We start from the raw sequence: 15,602 nt of genomic DNA, 5'->3' as shown, positions 1-15,602 counted from the left end.
ACGGCGCGGGGAACTGCGCGGGCGGCGCAGACGTGTCGCGGCGTGCCGCGCAGCTCCCCTGGGGTGCGACCGGTCAGCAGCACCAGCTGCCGCGCGACCCGCTCGGGCTGGAACAGAAGCCGTACAGGGAGTCGCTCGGGTCGGTGAGCGCGGCCTCTGCGGCGGCGCCGCCGACGTAGAGCGGCCCGGCGGGGTTGAGCCGGCCGTAGGCGCTCTCGGCGCCCGTCAGCCAGGCCTCGAGCACTGCGGTGGTCTGGACACTCGTCTGAGACATCAGCGGCCTCCGAAGGCGGGAAAAGGGGGCGGATTGCCCAGCCCTGAGTATCGCGAGGTTCGAACACCCGTCAGATGTCGGATCCAGCCACAGTCCAGTGGGAATACTGATGCCTCCTGTAGGAAACTGAGGCGGTACTACGTGCCCTCCGTCCCCTCACAACATGACGTGTTTGACCTGTGTGTAGTCGAGTAGGCCGGTGAGGGACAGGTCGCTGCCGTAGCCGGAGTGACGCACTCCGCCGTGCGGCATCTCCGAGACTGTCGTGCCATGGGTGTTGACCCAGACGATGCCCGTGTGCAGTGCCCGGCTCGCGCGCATGGCCCGGTCGTGGTCCCGGGTCCAGACGCTGGCCGCCAGCCCTTGGGGAACGGAGTTCGCCATGCGGTAGGCCGCGGCCTCCTCGGTGAACGCCTGGACGGTGACGACCGGGCCGAACACCTCGCTTCTGACGATCTCGTCCTCCTGCCGGGCCCCGGCCACCACCGTGGCCTGATGGAAGTAGCCCGGCCGGGCGAGGGCCGTGCCACCCGTGACCACCTCGGCATGGGCCGGCAGGCGTCCCAACAGGCCACGCACCGAGGCGAGTTGGGAGGCATTGGCCAGCGGGCCGAAGTCGGTGTGCTCGTCGTCCGGTGTACCGGGCACGCGCTGTGCGGCCCGGCGTGCGAAGGCGTCCAGGAAGGTGTCGTGGATCCGCCGGTGGACCAGGATCCTGGTGGGGGCCGTGCAGTCCTGCCCGGCGTTGTAGAAGGCCAGCGACGACAACTGCTCGACCGCGTCGGCGAGATCGGCGTCCTCATGGACCAGGACCGGTGCGTTGCCACCGAGTTCGAGGTGCAGCCGCTTGAGGTCGGCGGCCACCGCGGCGGAGATCTCCTGACCGGCGCGGACACTTCCGGTGACGGCGACCATCCGGACCAGGGGGTGGGCAACGAGGGAGCGCCCGGTGTCGCGGTCGCCGCACACGACGTTGAGCACGCCGGACGGGAGGTGCTCGGCGGCCAGCCGGGCCAGGAGTGTGGCCGAGGAGGGCGTGGTGTCGGACGGTTTCAGGACGACGGTGTTGCCGGCGGCCAGCGCGGGGGCGACCTTCCAGACGGCCATCATCAGCGGATAGTTCCACGGGGTGATCTGGGCGCAGACACCGATCGGCTCGCGGCGCAGGACGGAGGTGCGGCCCGGCGTGTACTCGGTGGCCGCGGCGCCCGGCAGGTTCCGGGCGGCCCCGGCGAAGTACCGCAACACGTCCACGATCGCGGGCAGTTCGTCCGCCAGGAAGAGGGCGCGCGGCTTGCCCGTGTCGGTCACCTCGGCGCGCGCCAGCGCGTCCGCCTCCCGCTCCAGGGCGTCGGCGATGCGCAGCAGCGCGGCCTGCCGGTGGGCCGGTGTCGTCACCGACCAGCCGTGGAAGGCCGCCTCGGCAGCGCGGCAGGCGGCGTCCACGTCCTCGGGGCCCGAGAGCGGTGCCGTGCCGTGCTGGTCTCCGGTGGCCGGGTCGATCAGTCGCAGGGTGGCCAGGGAGAGGGCCGGCACGTCCTTGCCCCCGATGTGGTTCAGGACGGTGGTCAGCTGGGCGGTGTCAGCCACGGCGCAGCGCCTCCTCGGCGGCGGCGCGCCCGGTGCGGACGGCGCCCTCCATGTATCCGGCGACCCACTGGTCGGAGCCGCAGACGTAGAACGGCGGTTCGTGCGTGCCGTGCAGCGGGCCGACCGCCATGACCTCGCCCCGCGGCCACTGGGTGACGTAGCCCCGGGTCCACGGGTCGGTGCCCCACAGGCGCAGGTGGCAGGCGGTCGGCCGAAGTGCCTCGTCACCGAACATGCCGGCCATCTCGGCGAGCAGCTCGGGGGTGCGCCGATGGGGTGGGGTGCCGAGGAGGACGCCGTAGCGCTCGGGCGGGATCAGCGCCGACAGGATGCCCTCGCTCTGCGGCCAGGTGCTGCCCAGGACCCCCTCGGCCTCGGACAGACCGTTCAGATCGTCGTCCCGCCAGAACGGACGGTCGTACACGGCGGCGAACTTCGCGGCTGTCGCGTGGCGCTGGCGGTGCAGAGAGCCGAGCCGGGCCTCGCTCACGCCGCTGACGGCGACATCCCGCAGCGGGCCCACAGGCAGTGCGCTCACCACGGCGGCTGCGGTGAGGACTTCGCCGGTGACGAGGCGAACGGCGCAGCGGCCGGGGCGTACGTCCAAGGCGGCGACGGGCGAGCCGAGCCGGACGCGGGGACCCAGCTCGCGGCCCATGACCTCGGCGAGCGTCGCCGATCCCGCCGCGAGGCGCAGCCCTTCCCAGTCGTCGTAGTCGTAGTCCCCGTGGCCCGAGCCGGGGACCGCCGCGGTCTTGCGCAGGGCGGCCAGCAGCGAGATCCGCTCGTAGGAGCCGCCTGCCAGGGCGAGTTGACCGATGTCCCACAGGCGCACCACGGCGGGCGTGGCGTGGCGGGAGCGCAGCCAGTCGGCCACGGACAGGCCGTCCAGGGCGGCCGCGTCCGGATGCGACCAGGGGTCGTCGGGGTCCACGCCGGCGGCCAGGGCGGTGAACTCCGCGCCCAGCCGCTCGTGCAGCAGCGCGTCCCCGGGACCGAACCAGTGCGGCGGATCACCGGCCGAGCGGCCCTCGGGCGTGGCACGGGTGATCCGGCCGGGCTCGGCGACATAGCTGGGGACCAGGTCGAGGCCGAGTTCCTTCGCCAGCCGAAGGTAGGCGGTGTGGCCGTGGCCGACGACCTCGCCGCCCAGCTGGACGGTACGGCCGTCGGGTGTCCGGGTCTGCTCGACCCGGCCGCCGACGCGGTCCCGGGCCTCCAGGACGAGCACGTCGGTGCCGGCGGCGGCCAGGTCCCGGGCTGCGGCGAGCCCGGCGAGACCGGCGCCGAGCACGATCACGTCGTGATGCATGAGCTTCGCTTTCGTCGTGGAGTGGGGTCAGGCCAGGACCAGGCAGTGTTCGGGCCGCCAGCCGAACTCCACCGTCTCGCCGCCGCTCCAGCGGTCCTCCATGCGGGCACGGGCCGTGTTCTGCTCCAGGACGGACAGCGTGACGCCGGGGGCGAGTTCGATCAGGTAGGTCGTGGTCGGGCCGCTGTAGACGGTTTCGCGGAGGACACCGCTCAGCATCGACATGCCCGGTTCGAAGTCCGAGAGCCAGATCTTCTCCGGGCGCACGGACACGCTGACGGCCGTGCCGTCCGCGATGCCGGTACGGGGGCCGACGGGCAGGGCGGGTCCCTTCTCCAGGGCCACCTCACCGCCTCGGTAGGTGCCCGTCATCAGGTTGGAGGTGCCCATGAAGGAGGCGACGAAGCGGGTGGCGGGGTGTTCGTAGATGTCCTCGGGGGTGCCGCACTGCTCGATGCGCCCCTCGTTCATCACGGCGATCCGGTCGGACATGGTCAGCGCCTCGTCCTGGTCGTGGGTGACGAAGACGAAGGTGATGCCGACCTCGCGCTGGATCTGTTTCAGCTCCACCTGCATCTGCCGGCGCAGCTTCAGGTCGAGGGCGGCGAGGGGCTCGTCGAGGAGCAGCACGGCCGGACGGTTGACCAGCGCGCGGGCGAGCGCGACGCGCTGGCGCTGGCCGCCGGAGAGGGTACGTGGTGTGCGGTCGGTGAGGCCGGCGAGCTGGACCAGCTCCAGCATCTCGCCGACGCGCCGGCGGATCTCGGCCTTGGCGACGCCCTTGCGTCTGAGGCCGAAGGCCACGTTGTCGGCGACGCTCAGGTGGTCGAACAGCGCGTAACTCTGGAAGACCGTGTTGACGTTGCGCCTGTTCGGCGGCAACGCGGTCACGTCCTCACCGGCGAGCAGAACCGATCCCTCGGTGGGGTCGCTGAACCCGCCGATCATGCGCAGCGAGGTGGTCTTGCCGCAGCCGGAGGGGCCGAGCAGGGAGAAGAAGTGGCCGGCCTCGATGTCGAGGTCGAGGTGGTCGACGGCGTAGGAGTCCGCGAACTGCTTGGAGACACCGTCGAGCCGGACGGCGGGGGTCGCGTCCATGGGGATCACTCTCCGGAGAGGAGGTCGAGGCCGCCGCGGCGGCCGAAGAGGCGCGGGATGAACAGGGCCAGGGCGATCAGGGCGATGGATCCCGCGAGCATCAGCGTGCCGACCGCGTTGATGGTGGGCTGCACCCCGAAGCGGATCGCCGAGTAGATCCGTACCGACAGCGGCTGGGGGTCGACGCCGGTGGTGAAGTAGGCGAGGACGAAGTCGTCGAAGACAAGGGCGAAGATCAGTACGGCGGAGGCGAGCACGGCGGGCAGCAGGGCCGGCAGGGTCACCAGGCGGACCGCCTGCCAGCGGGTGGCGCCGAGGTCCATCGCGGCCTCCTCCACCTCCGGGTTCAGCGCGGCGACCCGGGACCGGAGGATGACCGTGACGTAGGAGATGGAGAAGGTGATCTCGGCGAGCATCACCGTGCCGGTGGACAGGGCCACGCCCAGGCCCTTGAAGAGCAGCATCGACGCGACGCCCGTGACGATCTCCGGCGTGATCAACGGCACCAGCATGATCAGTCCGGCCAGCGAGCCGAGCCGGGTGCGGCAACGGACCAGGCCGAGCGCGAGCGCCACCCCGAGGACGACCGAACCGGCCATCGCCACCAGGGAGATCCGCAGGCTGGTGCCCAGGGAGGCGATCAGGACGTCGTCGTGGGCGAAGGCGCGGTACCAGCGCAGGCTGAACCCGCCGAACACGGTCAGGGACTTCTTGGAGTTGAAGGAGAACAGGGTGACGACGGCGATGGGCAGGTAGAGCAGGGCGAAGAAGACCGCGGTGACGGCGATCAGGATGCGGGGCCGGCGGTCGGCGCGTCCGCGCCGGGTGCGGGTCCGGGGGGCCGGACGGGCCGGGGCGGTGGCGGAGGGCAGTTTCAGCAGGGTCATCGGCGGGCCTCCGCCTCGTCCTTACGGGTGCGCCGCAGATAGCCGAACATCCCGATCAGCAGGACCAGCATCAGCAGCATCGTGAGTGCGGAGCCCAGCGGCCAGTTCTGGCCCTGGAAGAACTTGTCCTGGATGAGGTTGCCGATCATGATCTGGTCCGGGCCTCCCATGAACTGTGCGCTGACGAAGTCGCCCATGGCGGGCAGGAAGACGAGTACGAGCCCGGCTGCCGCACCCTGCCGGGTGGCGGGCAGGGTGACGAAGAAGAACGTGCGGACCGGGCCGCCGTACAGATCGCGGCCGGCCTCGATGAGGGAGACGTCCAGCCGTTCCAGGGCCGCGTACAGCGGGATGATCATGAAGACGACGAAGCCGTAGACGAGTCCCGCGACCACGCCGACGCCGGTGTTGAGGATCTTCGTGTTCCCGTCGGCCAGACCCACGGCGCGCAGCGCGCGCAGCACGGGCCCGTCGTCGGAGAGGACCACCGACCAGCCGTACATCCGTACCAGGTAGTTGGCGAAGAACGGCACCACGATCGCGGCGATCAGTGCATGTTTGTACCGCCCGCCGTGCAGGGCGATGGTGTACGCCACCGGGTAGGCGATCAGCAGGCAGATCACGCAGGTCAGCAGGGCGTAGCCGAGGGAGCGGGCCAGGACCTCGGTGTAGGCGGGGTCGGCGAGGGCGCGCACGCCGGACAGGTCGAAGCCGAAGCGCGGGTTGCCGAGGTCGTCGGTGGTGCCCACCGCGAGGACGGCCACGAGCACCAGCGAGGCGATCAGGAAGCCGGTCATCCACAGGGTGCCGGGCAGCATGAGCCAGACCCACATCCGGTTTCCGGTGGTGTCCCGGCGGCGGCTGGAGTGGCGGAGCAGTGCCATGGGTCAGCCCGCCTTCACATGGGTCCAGGCGGTGTCGCGGGCGTCCTCCGCCGCGCGGCCGCCGTTGCGGAAGAACAGGTCCGCCTTCAGGTCCTCCTCGGTGACCAGGCACTCGGGGAAGGGCTTGACCAGCTCGGCGTAGACCTTCTCGGAACCGGCCACCGGCATCGGGTAGCCGATGTACTCGATGTTCTTCTTCACGTTCTCGGGACGCAGCATGTAGTCGATGAACAGCATCGCCGTGCCGGGGTGGGGAGCGTTCCAGGGGATGGCGTAGCAGTCGGAGTTGATCGGCGTGCCCTCTTTGGGGGCCTCGAAGCCGAACACCGAGGGGTCCTTGGCCTGGTTGAGCATGGCGGCCATGTCGCCGCTCCACGCCTGTGTCATGACCGCGTTGCCGTTGAGGAGGTTGTTGTAGCTGTCGCTGGAGAAGCCGCGCAGGCGCGGGCGAAGCGTGCTCAGCAGGGAGGTGATGCGGTCGAGGTCACCGGTGTTGCCGGTGCTGACGTCCAGGCCGAGTTCGAGGGCGCCCATCCCCAGGACCTCGTCGCGGTCGTCCAGCAGGAAGACCTTGCCCCTGGCCCTGTCGCTCCACAGGTCCTTCCAGGACCCGGTCAGCTCGCCGATCCGGTCGCGCCGCCAGCCGATGCCGGTCTTGTACGCGGTGAAGGGGACGGTGTGCGCGGAGCCGGGGTCGTACCAGGGGTCGGCGAAGTAGGCGTACGTGCCGAACACGGCGTGCGAGTGGTGGAGCTGGGAGTGGTCGATACGGCGCAGCCGGCCGCCGCGGACCAGGCGCTGGGCCCATTTGGCGGTGGGGAAGACGATGTCGTAGCGGTTGCCGGCGTTGAGCTTGGCGACCATGCCTTCCATCGAGTCGAAGTTCGACTGGATGACCTTGACGCCGTACTCCTTCTCGAAGCCCTTGAAAACGGACGGGTCGACGAAGTCGGCCCAGTTGAAGTAGACGAGATCGCCGTCGACGCGCGCCCGGACCGGGGCGAGCTGCTTGGCGTCGGGCGTTTTCGCGGGCATGAACCCGCAGCCACCGGCCGCGGCGCTCAGCAGGCCGCAGGCGCCTGCCCGCAGCACGGCGCGTCGGGACGGTGGTGGTACCTCGGGGGACATGGAACGTCCTCTCCGTCGAGGAACGGCACAACTCCAGGGCGGGACCGGCTGGTCGGCTCACGGAGGCCCTGACTCCGTAGGGAAGACCGGTTTGGGGAGGGTGCGTGCGTCAGCGGGTGCGGGATAAGCCCGACGGGCGGCGTGCGGCGGCGTGCGGGTGCGGCCTTGACGCCGTGGGGGAGGACGTCACCGTGTGTCACCCTCCAGGTCGTCCCGGACCCGGCGGGCGAACCAGCCGACCGCGGCCTCGCGCTGCGACAGCGGACCCGGCTCGAAACCGGGCGTACGCAGGCCGGACTGTACGCGCTCCACCAGTTCGGCGTCCTCGTCGTTGGTGACCCAGCCGATGTGGATGTTCAGCCGCCGGGCCAGCCTCGTCCGGACGCTCTCCCCGTGCCGGGTGTAGAAGCCGCCGGGAATCGCCGCCCGGTCCTGGGCGGTGGGGAGGGCGGTCCACGCGAGCACGTGGTCAGGGTAGAAGTCGATGAGCGTGTTCGGATAGATCACGGCGTAGCGCCACACGCGCCGGTCGGCCTCGGCCAGTCCCGGCATCGGGGTCGCCAGCCGCTGGTAGAGGCGCTCGGTCCAGTTCGAGGAGGGCTTGTCGCGCAGCGGGGACTCGAAGAGGACGTAGTTCTCCTGCACGTCCACCGTGTACGCCTGGTAGTCGAGCAGACGCATCAGCGCGGGGTGCGCCACGGGGACGTGGTAGCCCTCCAGATAGTTGTCGACGATCACCTTCCAGTTGGCGTTCTGCTCCTCGCCGCCCGCCAGGTCGTGGATGCGGTGCTTGCCGACGGGCACCAGGCCGGGGTCGGCGTAGCGGCCGACGGCCTCGGCGAGCCCGGCGCAGCTCTCCGCGAGCGGCGTCGCCTCCATGTCGAGGTTGACGAAGACGAAGCCGAGGAAGGACTCCACGTTGACGGGGTGCAGCCCGAGCCGGGGCTTGTCCAGGCAGGGGATCCGGCGCGCCTCGGGAGCCCCGACGAGGCGCCCGTCGAGCTTGTAGGTCCAGCCGTGGTACGGGCAGCGGATCGCCTTGCCGGCCGGCTCGGGCGCGGTGACGAGGCGGGTTCCGCGGTGCCTGCAGACGTTGAGGTGGGCGGCGAGGCTGCCGTCCTCGGTACGGACGACCAGCACCTCCCGGCCGGCGGCGGTGGCGGTCAGTCGAGCGCCGGGGCCGGGGAGGTCGGATTCATGGCAGACGAGCTGCCAGGACCTGGCGAAGATGCGATCCGTCTCGGCCTCGGCGATGGCCCGATCGGTGTAGTAGCGCGCGGGCAGCGCTTCCCCGGGGTGCTCGGGGGGCGGCTCCGGCGGGGCAGGGGAGACGTCGGCTGCCCGGGTGGTCGAGGGGTGCATGGGGTCCTCCTCCGCGCCGCGGCGGCGGCGATGGGCGGTGAGGCCATGTCCGGATCGTGCGGCAGGTGCGGCTTCCGGACCTGCCGCGATCCGGCTGACTGATTGGTTAGTCAGAGTGGGACCGGGGCGGGACCAAGTCAAGACTTGTGGGCTGACTAATTAGTTAGTTAGTGTCGAGGCAGGCGGATGGCCCGGGCCCGCAGACGGCCCCAGGCGCACTCCGCAACCCCGCGGACCACCGTCCGCGCCACACCTGGGCGTCGGGATCCGGACGCCCTGGTCCCCGGGCGATGCACGGCTCCCGCCGGGCACCTCGCACCGGTCCGGCCGTGCGCTCGCACCGGTCCGGACACCCTCCGTCCACGCCGTGCACGGCCCCGGCCGGGCACCCCGTACAGCTCCCCGCCCCTCTCCTCACGGCGCCGGAGCAACCCCGTCCACGTCATTGCCGCGCCCACCCCGTCTCCGGGACCACCCGGAAGCGGTGCGACCCCGGAGGCACGCATGAGCGCTCGCCGAAGTCTGGTATGGCTCGGCCTCACGCCGGAGCCCGAACAGGAACTGCCCGCCGCGGTGGCCGCCCTGCGGACCCCCGTGGACGACCGCCCGCCCACGGTTCTGGTCGCCGCCGAGCGGAACCGTGTGGAGCGGCTGGTGCTGCGCGGCACGCAACGCGGCTGGCTGCGCTATCTCGGCGAGGTCACCGATCTGGTCGTAGAGGCCGCGGCGGGCTCCGCGACCGCCGACCCGCGGGCGGCGCTGGTGGCCGGCGAGGTCGTCCTCGATCACCACCGCATGCTGATCGGCCTGCCGGGCGCGGGCTATGCCCGTACGGCCACGCAGCGGCGGGATCTGGAAGGGGCGCTGACGCGGCTGAGAGCCCGCCACGGCACCGATCTCTCCGGACACTCCAGTCACTCTGGCCACTCCGAGCCCAGGAGCACCGCATGACCGGTGTCATCTCCCTCCTCCCCGACGGACGGCCCGGCCTCCTCGCCCCGCTGCTGTCCGGCGCCTGGCTGTCCGGTGGCAGCGAGGACCTCGCCCGCTACCTGGCCGAAGGCGGCTATACGCCGCTGCCCGCGCCCGACCGGTTGCTCGACCGGATCGCCGCCTCGGGCCTGCGCGGCCGCGGCGGGGCCGGATTCCCCGCCGCCGTCAAGATCCGCGCCGTCCGGGACGCACCGGGCACCCCCGTCGTCGTCGCCAACGGCGAGGAGGGCGAGCCCGGATCCGTGAAGGACCGCTGGCTCCTGCGGCACCGGCCGCACGTGGTCCTGGACGGTCTCCGGCTGGCCGCGGCCATGACAGGGGCCGAACGCGGCTGCGTGTACCTCTCCGACGCTCGCGCCGAGCGGGCCGTGCGCCGGGCGCTCGCCGAGCGTCCCCCCGGGCCCCGCGTCGACGTCGTCGGGACGGAGCACACGTACGTCGCGGGGGAGGAGACGGCGGTCGTACGACGCATCGACGGCGGTCCTGCCCTGCCGACGGCGAAACCTCCGCGCCCCTTCGAGAGCGGTGTCGGCGGCGCGCCCACCCTCGTCGCCAATGTGGAGACGCTGGCCCGTATCGCGCTGACGCACGCGCGTCCCGAGGCCGCGGACGCCGTCGCCGGCACCCACCTGCTGACCCTCTCGGGTGCCGGTGGTGCGGCCGCGCTGGTCGAGGCACCCGTCGGCACGCACCTGAAGGTCCTCGCCGACCTGTGCGGGCACGGGAGAGCCGAGGCAGTCCTCATGGGCGGCCTGTTCGGCGGACTGCACGGCTCGGGCTGGACGGACCTCCCGCTCGACCACGACCGCCTGAACGCGGCCGGCGGAGCCCTCGGCTGCGGGGCGCTGCACTTCCTGCACCCGGAGGACTGCCCGGTCGCCGTGGCCGGCGAGGCCGCCGCCTACCTCGCGGCGCAGAGCGCCCGGCAGTGTGGAGTGTGCGTCGCCGGCACCGGGGCGCTGGCCGGAACCCTCACGGCCGTCGCACGCGGCACGGCGCACCACGACACGACCGACCAGCTGCACCGCTGGTCACGGCAGCTGCCCGGCCGCGGGGCCTGCGGCCTGCTCGACGCCGCCGCCCGCATCGTCGCCACCCTCCTCGCCCACTTCCCCGACCGCGTCGACGCCCACCGCGGCTCCGCCTGCTCCGCGTGCGCGGCCCCCGCACCCGAGGACGGACGCCGGTTCAGCGTGCCGGTGCCCTGAACCCGTCCCGGCCTCTTCCCCGGACCCCCACCGAGTTCCCCGCACCCCCACCGAGCCGCCCGAGCCCGGCGCACCGAAAGGACCGCACCATGAAACTCCTGCTGGACTCCACCCGCTGCCAGGGCTACGGCCTCTGCCAGGAACCCGCGCCCGAGCTGGTCGACCTCGACGAGTGGGGCTACGCGCAGGTGCGCGGGAACGAGGTTCCGGCGGGTGGCGAGGACGCCGCCGTTGCCGCTGTCGCCGCCTGCCCCAACTCCGCGCTGCGGCTGGTGAAGTGACATGGGACGCGAACTGTCGGCCCTCTTCGACCCCGTCTCCGTCGCCGTCGTCGGAGCCAGCGACGACCCCGCCAAATACGGCCACGCCATCGCCGCCCAGGCCGTGCGCGCAAACGGCCGCCGCCCCGTGCACCTGGTCAACCGGCGCGGCGGCACAGTGCTCGGCCGCAGAGCCGCCCCCAGCCTGAGCGCGATCGGCGAGCCCGTCGACCTGGCGGTGGTCTCCGTGCCCGCCGCAGGCTTCGAGGACGCCGTCGACGAGGCCCTGCGGTGCGGGGCCCGGGCGATCGTCGCGATCACCGCCGGCTTCGCGGAGACCGGCGAGGCGGGGCGGACCCGCCAGCAGGCCGTCGCCGAACGCGTACGTGCCGCCGGCGCCGTGATGGTCGGGCCCAACTGTCTGGGGATCGCCGACAACACCACCGACCTCTTCCTCGCCTCCGACACCTTCACTCCCGGTGGCGTCGCACTCCTCAGCCAGAGCGGCAACCTCGCCCTCGAACTCCAGCTCCGCTTCGCCCCCCACGGCCTCGGCTTCTCCCGGTTCGTCTCGCTCGGCAACCAGGCCGACGTCACCCTCGTCGACCTGCTCGCCGACTGCGCCCGGCACGAGGGCACCCGGGCCATCGCGGTCTATGCGGAGGACTTCGCCGACGGACGCGCCTTCGCCGAGGCGGCCGCCGAGGCCGGGAAGCCCGTGGTGCTGCTCACCGCCGGACGCGGCGACGCCTCCGCGCGCAGTGCCCAGTCACACACCGGGGCACTGACCACCTCGGCCGACGTGGTGACCGCGGCCTGCCGCGACGCCGGTGTGGAACTGGTCGCCACCCCCCGCGAACTCACCGTCGTCCTTGCCGCGTTGAACGGTTCACGCCGAGCGTCCGGTCGCCGGGTCGCCGTCCTCACCGACGGCGGCGGCCACGGCGTCGTCGCCGCCGACGCCGTCGAGGCGGCCGGTCTGACCGTGCCCGAACTCGGGGAACCGACGCGGCAGCACCTGCGGGACACCCTCTGGGAACAGTCGGCCGTCGCCAACCCGGTGGACCTCGCCGGGATGGGGGAGCAGGACCCCGGCTCGTACGCGGAGACCGTCGACGCGCTGCTTGCGGCCGAGGAGGTCGACGCCGTTCTGATGACCGGCTACTTCGGCGGCTACGCGGCCTCCGACGGCGGGCTCGGCGGGGGAGGTACGGTGCTCGCGGACGGGGAGCAGGAGGCGGCGCGCCTCATCGCCGCCCGGCACCGCGCCACCGCGAAGCCGATCGTGGTGCAGTCCATGTATCCCGGCTCTCCGAGCTGCCGTACCCTCGCCGGGGCCGGCATCCCGGTCTTCGGCGCCACCGAGGACGCCGCCCGCGCCCTCGCGGCGACCGCGCCCGGCGCGCAGCGCCCGAGCGTCACACCGCTTCCCCCGCCGGCATCCCCGCTGCGCGAAAGCGGCTACCTGGAGACCCGCAGAGCCCTCGAAGAAGCCGGACTCGCCTTCCCCGCCGCGCGCGAGGTCCATGACGAGGCCGAACTGCTCGCCACAGCCGAGGAGTTCACCGGACCCTACGTCCTCAAAGCGCTCCACCTGCTGCACAAGTCCGACGCGGGCGGTGTGGCGCTGGGCCTGGCCGGACCCGGTGAACTGCTCGCCGCCTTCCGCGAGATGCACGCCCGGCTGGGCGCCCCCTCCTACTCGGTGGAGGCCATGGCGGACCTGACCGACGGCATCGAACTGATCGTCGGGGTCAACCGGGACCCGCGCTTCGGCCCGGTCGCCATGGTGGGCCTCGGCGGAGTGCTGGCCGAGGCACTGCACGACGTCGCCTTCACCCTGGCCCCCGTCCGCGCCGACCGCGCTCTGGACCTCCTGCGCGGACTGCGTACCGCCGCCCTGCTCGACGGCGTGCGCGGCCGCCCGCCCGTCGACGTCGCCGCGGCCGCAGCCGCCGTCGAGACGATCACGGCGTTCGCCGCCGCGCATCCGGAGATCGCCGAGATCGAGGTCAATCCCCTGCTCGTGAGCCCGCGCGGCGTCCTCGCCCTCGATTCCCGAGCCGTGCTCGCCTGAGCGGCACCGCCCCGGCCGGATCACCCGCCGATCCCTTGGACTCACCCACGGGTCGCCCGGCATCGCTCGCCCGCCTCGCCCCTTTCGCCCCATCCGCCCCGCCGACCGAAGAGGCCCCCATGGACATGCGCTACACCCCCGAGCAGGCCGACCTGAAGCGCCGCGCCGCCGACTACGCACGCCTGCTCATGCGGTACGAGGACCAGTCCGAGCAGGCCGGTGGCCCCCTGCCCCAGGAGCTCGTGACCGAACTGACCCGGGCCGCCATGGACGCCGGCGTCTACGCCATCAACATGCCCGCCGAGTGGGGCGGCGCCGGACTGAGCCTCCTCGACCAGGTCATCGTGGAGGAGGAGTTCGGCAAGGTCACCAACTGCCTCTGGGACATCCCCTGGCGGCCCGCCAACGTCCTCGCCCACGGCGACGAGCGGCAACGCGAGAAGTACCTGATGCCCGTGATCCGCGGGGAGAGGTTCGACGCGTTCGCCGTCACCGAGCCGGGCGCCGGCTCAGACCCGTCCTCCGGTACCTCCACGGCCACCCGCACCGACGGCGGCTGGCTGCTCAACGGGGAGAAGTGGTTCGTCACCTGCGGGGACATCGCCGACTTCCTGCTGGTGCAGGCGGATGCCGGCCCCGACCTGCTGCCCACGCTGTTCTTCGTGGACAAGGCCGCCCCCGGGGTCGAGATGACGCGGCTGCCGCACTTCATGCACTCCGCCGTCAACGGGCACCCCGAATTCACCTTCACCAATGTCTTCGTGGCCGACGAGGACGTCCTCGGCGGGGTCGGCAACGGGTACGAGCTGACCAAGGAATGGTTCACCGACGAGCGCCTGATGATCGCGGCACGCACCGTCGGCGCGGCCGAGCGCGCCCTGCAACTCGCCCGTGACTGGGCCGTGGAGCGCGAGCAGTTCGGCGCCCCGATCGCCTCGTACCAGCTGATCCAGGGCATGCTCGCCGACTGCGCCGTGGACATCGCCGTCAACCGGGCCTACACCCACCAGGTCGCCTGGGAGGCCGACCAGCCGCACACCGACCGCAAGACACTGCACGCCAAGGCCTCCACCGCCAAGCTCGCCGCCAGCGAGGCCGCCGGCCGGGTCGCCGACCGCTGTCTGCAGATCTTCGGCGGGCGCGGCTACGACCGCACGTATCCCGTCGAGCGCATGTACCGCGAGCTGCGCGTCGACCGGATCTGGGAAGGCACCTCCGAGATCCAGCGACTGATCATCGCCAACGAGCTGATCAAGCGCGGCACCCGCGCCCTGGCCCTGCCCACGCACTGACACCGCCCACCCCCGATCACCGCACAGCGAGGACTTCCATGGACTTCCGCCTCACCCCGCGCCAGGAGCAGCTCAAGGCCGACGCGCGCGCCCTGACCGACGTCATCACCGCCTACGAGATCCAGTGCGAGGAGGAGAACGGCCTGCCCGCGAGCGCCCACGCCAAGATCCGCGACGCCGTCCTGGACGCGGGGCTCCAGGCCGTCAACATGCCGGCCGAATGGGGCGGCGCCGGACTCACCATCGCCGAGCAGGCCACCGTGCAGGAGGAACTGGGACGGCTCACCGGCGCCCTGTGGGACATGGTGTGGCGCCCCGCCAACGCCCTCCGTTTCTGCACCCCCGAGCAGCGCGAGCGCTTCCTCGTCCCGGTCATCAGGGGGGAGCGCCGCGACTGCTACGCCGTCACCGAGCCGGGTGCGGGCTCGGACCCGCAGAACCTGGCCACCACGGCCACCAAGAACGACCGAGGCTGGGTGCTCGACGGCGAGAAGTGGTTCGTGACGGTCGGCGACCACGCCGACTTCATGATCGTGCTTGCCGCGGCGGGCCCCGAGCGCGCACCGACGCTGTTCCTGGTCGACAAGGACACCCCCGGTATCGAGATGACGCGCGTGCCGCGCTTCATGCACACCTTCGTCTACGAGCACCCCGAGTTCACCTTCACCGACGTCCAGGTGGGGGAGGACGCCGTGCTCGGCGGCATCGGCGAGGGATACGACATCACGCGCTCGTGGTTCACCGAGGAGCGCCTGATGATCGCGGCACGCACGACGGGCGCGGCCGAACGTGCCCTGGAGCTGGCCCGTGACTGGGCCGTGGAGCGGGAACAGTTCGGCGCCCCGATCGCGTCGTACCAGCTGATCCAGGGCATGCTCGCCGACTGCGCCGTGGACATCGCCGTCAACCGGGCCTACACCCACCAGGTCGCCTGGGAGATCGACCAGGCCTCGGCCGAGGACCGCAAGACACTTCACGCCAAGGCCGCCATCGCCAAGCTCTCGGCGAGCGAGGCCTCGGGCCGGGTGATCGACCGCTGCCTGCAGATCCACGGCGGCCGAGGCTACGACCGTGCGTACGCCGTCGAGCGGCTCTACCGCGAGCTGCGCGTGGACCGGATCTGGGAGGGGACTTCCGAGATCCAGCGGTTGATCATCGCCAACGAGCTGATCAGGCGCGGCACGGGAGTCCTGGACCTGCCCGTCGCCTGAACGCTCCCGGGGCCGGGGCCGCCACG

Annotated in this window: 14 protein-coding genes; 6 read left to right on the top strand and 8 right to left on the bottom strand. The window is 72.1% G+C overall.

What is annotated here, in order from left to right; translation table 11 throughout:
- Positions 1-73: 73 nt before the first annotated feature.
- The 8 genes from ABZ471_RS30690 to ABZ471_RS30655 form a co-directional block, all read right to left on the bottom strand.
- Positions 74-274, bottom strand: a complete 201-nt coding sequence (locus ABZ471_RS30690) for a DUF6229 family protein (RefSeq protein ID WP_359070917.1) — start codon at positions 272-274, stop codon at positions 74-76.
- A gap of 156 nt (positions 275-430) precedes the next feature.
- The gene (locus tag ABZ471_RS30685) at positions 431-1,864 is read right to left on the bottom strand and encodes an aminobutyraldehyde dehydrogenase (RefSeq protein WP_359070915.1); all 1,434 of its coding nucleotides are present in this window, start codon (positions 1,862-1,864) and stop codon (positions 431-433) included.
- Positions 1,857-3,176: an NAD(P)/FAD-dependent oxidoreductase gene (locus ABZ471_RS30680; protein ID WP_359070914.1), complete on the bottom strand. Its 1,320-nt coding sequence runs from the start codon at positions 3,174-3,176 to the stop codon at positions 1,857-1,859. The genes ABZ471_RS30685 and ABZ471_RS30680 overlap by 8 nt, the downstream gene beginning before the upstream one ends.
- Positions 3,177-3,203: 27 nt before the next feature.
- Positions 3,204-4,274, bottom strand: coding sequence for an ABC transporter ATP-binding protein (locus tag ABZ471_RS30675; protein WP_359070912.1), 1,071 nt, complete (start codon positions 4,272-4,274; stop codon positions 3,204-3,206).
- A 5-nt stretch (positions 4,275-4,279) separates the two neighbouring features.
- Positions 4,280-5,161: an ABC transporter permease gene (locus tag ABZ471_RS30670; protein WP_359070911.1), complete on the bottom strand. Its 882-nt coding sequence runs from the start codon at positions 5,159-5,161 to the stop codon at positions 4,280-4,282.
- Positions 5,158-6,045 carry an ABC transporter permease gene (locus ABZ471_RS30665; protein WP_359070909.1) on the bottom strand — a complete coding sequence of 296 codons (888 nt, stop codon included), beginning with the start codon at positions 6,043-6,045 and terminating at the stop codon, positions 5,158-5,160. Before ABZ471_RS30665 ends, ABZ471_RS30670 begins: the two co-directional genes overlap by 4 nt.
- Before the next feature lie 3 nt (positions 6,046-6,048).
- Positions 6,049-7,173: a spermidine/putrescine ABC transporter substrate-binding protein gene (locus tag ABZ471_RS30660; RefSeq protein WP_359070908.1), complete on the bottom strand. Its 1,125-nt coding sequence runs from the start codon at positions 7,171-7,173 to the stop codon at positions 6,049-6,051.
- Positions 7,174-7,359: 186 nt separating this feature from the next.
- A complete protein-coding gene (locus ABZ471_RS30655) occupies positions 7,360-8,535 on the bottom strand; it encodes an aromatic ring-hydroxylating dioxygenase subunit alpha (RefSeq protein ID WP_359070906.1) in 1,176 nt (391 codons plus the stop codon).
- Positions 8,536-9,039: 504 nt separating this feature from the next.
- On the opposite strand from ABZ471_RS30655, the gene ABZ471_RS30650 reads away from it, so the two are divergent.
- The 6 genes from ABZ471_RS30650 to ABZ471_RS30625 all read left to right on the top strand — a co-directional run bounded on the left by ABZ471_RS30650 (position 9,040) and on the right by ABZ471_RS30625 (position 15,576).
- Positions 9,040-9,486 (top strand): hypothetical protein, encoded by a 447-nt coding sequence (locus tag ABZ471_RS30650; RefSeq protein ID WP_359070904.1) that lies wholly within the window; start codon positions 9,040-9,042, stop codon positions 9,484-9,486.
- Positions 9,483-10,736: an NADH-ubiquinone oxidoreductase-F iron-sulfur binding region domain-containing protein gene (locus ABZ471_RS30645; RefSeq protein WP_359070903.1), complete on the top strand. Its 1,254-nt coding sequence runs from the start codon at positions 9,483-9,485 to the stop codon at positions 10,734-10,736. Before ABZ471_RS30650 ends, ABZ471_RS30645 begins: the two co-directional genes overlap by 4 nt.
- Positions 10,737-10,825: 89 nt before the next feature.
- Entirely contained in the window at positions 10,826-11,017 is a 192-nt protein-coding gene (locus ABZ471_RS30640) for a ferredoxin (protein WP_359070902.1), read from the top strand.
- 1 nt (position 11,018) lies between these two features.
- Complete coding sequence (locus ABZ471_RS30635) at positions 11,019-13,073, top strand: acetate--CoA ligase family protein (protein WP_359070901.1); 2,055 nt, start codon at positions 11,019-11,021, stop codon at positions 13,071-13,073.
- 119 nt (positions 13,074-13,192) lie between these two features.
- Positions 13,193-14,365, top strand: coding sequence for an acyl-CoA dehydrogenase family protein (locus tag ABZ471_RS30630; RefSeq protein ID WP_359070900.1), 1,173 nt, complete (start codon positions 13,193-13,195; stop codon positions 14,363-14,365).
- A 38-nt stretch (positions 14,366-14,403) separates the two neighbouring features.
- On the top strand, positions 14,404-15,576 hold the full coding sequence (locus tag ABZ471_RS30625; protein WP_359070898.1) for an acyl-CoA dehydrogenase family protein: 1,173 nt from the start codon (positions 14,404-14,406) through the stop codon (positions 15,574-15,576).
- Positions 15,577-15,602: the final 26 nt, after the last annotated feature.

The sequence above is a fragment of the Streptomyces sp. NPDC005728 genome (assembly GCF_040630895.1).
Taxonomy (GTDB): Bacteria; Actinomycetota; Actinomycetes; order Streptomycetales; family Streptomycetaceae; genus Streptomyces.
Note: the sequence above shows the minus strand (reverse complement) of the source record. Positions and strands in the feature narration are given on the sequence as shown.

Bases quoted from the DNA above. Each gene is read 5' to 3' on its own strand.
- ABZ471_RS30690 (WP_359070917.1), bottom strand. From the start codon at position 274: ATGTCTCAGACGAGTGTCCAGACCACCGCAGTGCTCGAGGCCTGGCTG.
- ABZ471_RS30680 (WP_359070914.1), bottom strand. From the start codon at position 3,176: ATGCATCACGACGTGATCGTGCTCGGCGCCGGTCTCGCCGGGCTCGCC.
- ABZ471_RS30675 (WP_359070912.1), bottom strand. From the start codon at position 4,274: ATGGACGCGACCCCCGCCGTCCGGCTCGACGGTGTCTCCAAGCAGTTC.
- ABZ471_RS30670 (WP_359070911.1), bottom strand. From the start codon at position 5,161: ATGACCCTGCTGAAACTGCCCTCCGCCACCGCCCCGGCCCGTCCGGCC.
- ABZ471_RS30665 (WP_359070909.1), bottom strand. From the start codon at position 6,045: ATGGCACTGCTCCGCCACTCCAGCCGCCGCCGGGACACCACCGGAAAC.
- ABZ471_RS30660 (WP_359070908.1), bottom strand. From the start codon at position 7,173: ATGTCCCCCGAGGTACCACCACCGTCCCGACGCGCCGTGCTGCGGGCA.
- ABZ471_RS30655 (WP_359070906.1), bottom strand. From the start codon at position 8,535: ATGCACCCCTCGACCACCCGGGCAGCCGACGTCTCCCCTGCCCCGCCG.
- ABZ471_RS30650 (WP_359070904.1), top strand. From the start codon at position 9,040: ATGAGCGCTCGCCGAAGTCTGGTATGGCTCGGCCTCACGCCGGAGCCC.
- ABZ471_RS30645 (WP_359070903.1), top strand. From the start codon at position 9,483: ATGACCGGTGTCATCTCCCTCCTCCCCGACGGACGGCCCGGCCTCCTC.
- ABZ471_RS30640 (WP_359070902.1), top strand. From the start codon at position 10,826: ATGAAACTCCTGCTGGACTCCACCCGCTGCCAGGGCTACGGCCTCTGC.
- ABZ471_RS30635 (WP_359070901.1), top strand. From the start codon at position 11,019: ATGGGACGCGAACTGTCGGCCCTCTTCGACCCCGTCTCCGTCGCCGTC.
- ABZ471_RS30630 (WP_359070900.1), top strand. From the start codon at position 13,193: ATGGACATGCGCTACACCCCCGAGCAGGCCGACCTGAAGCGCCGCGCC.
- ABZ471_RS30625 (WP_359070898.1), top strand. From the start codon at position 14,404: ATGGACTTCCGCCTCACCCCGCGCCAGGAGCAGCTCAAGGCCGACGCG.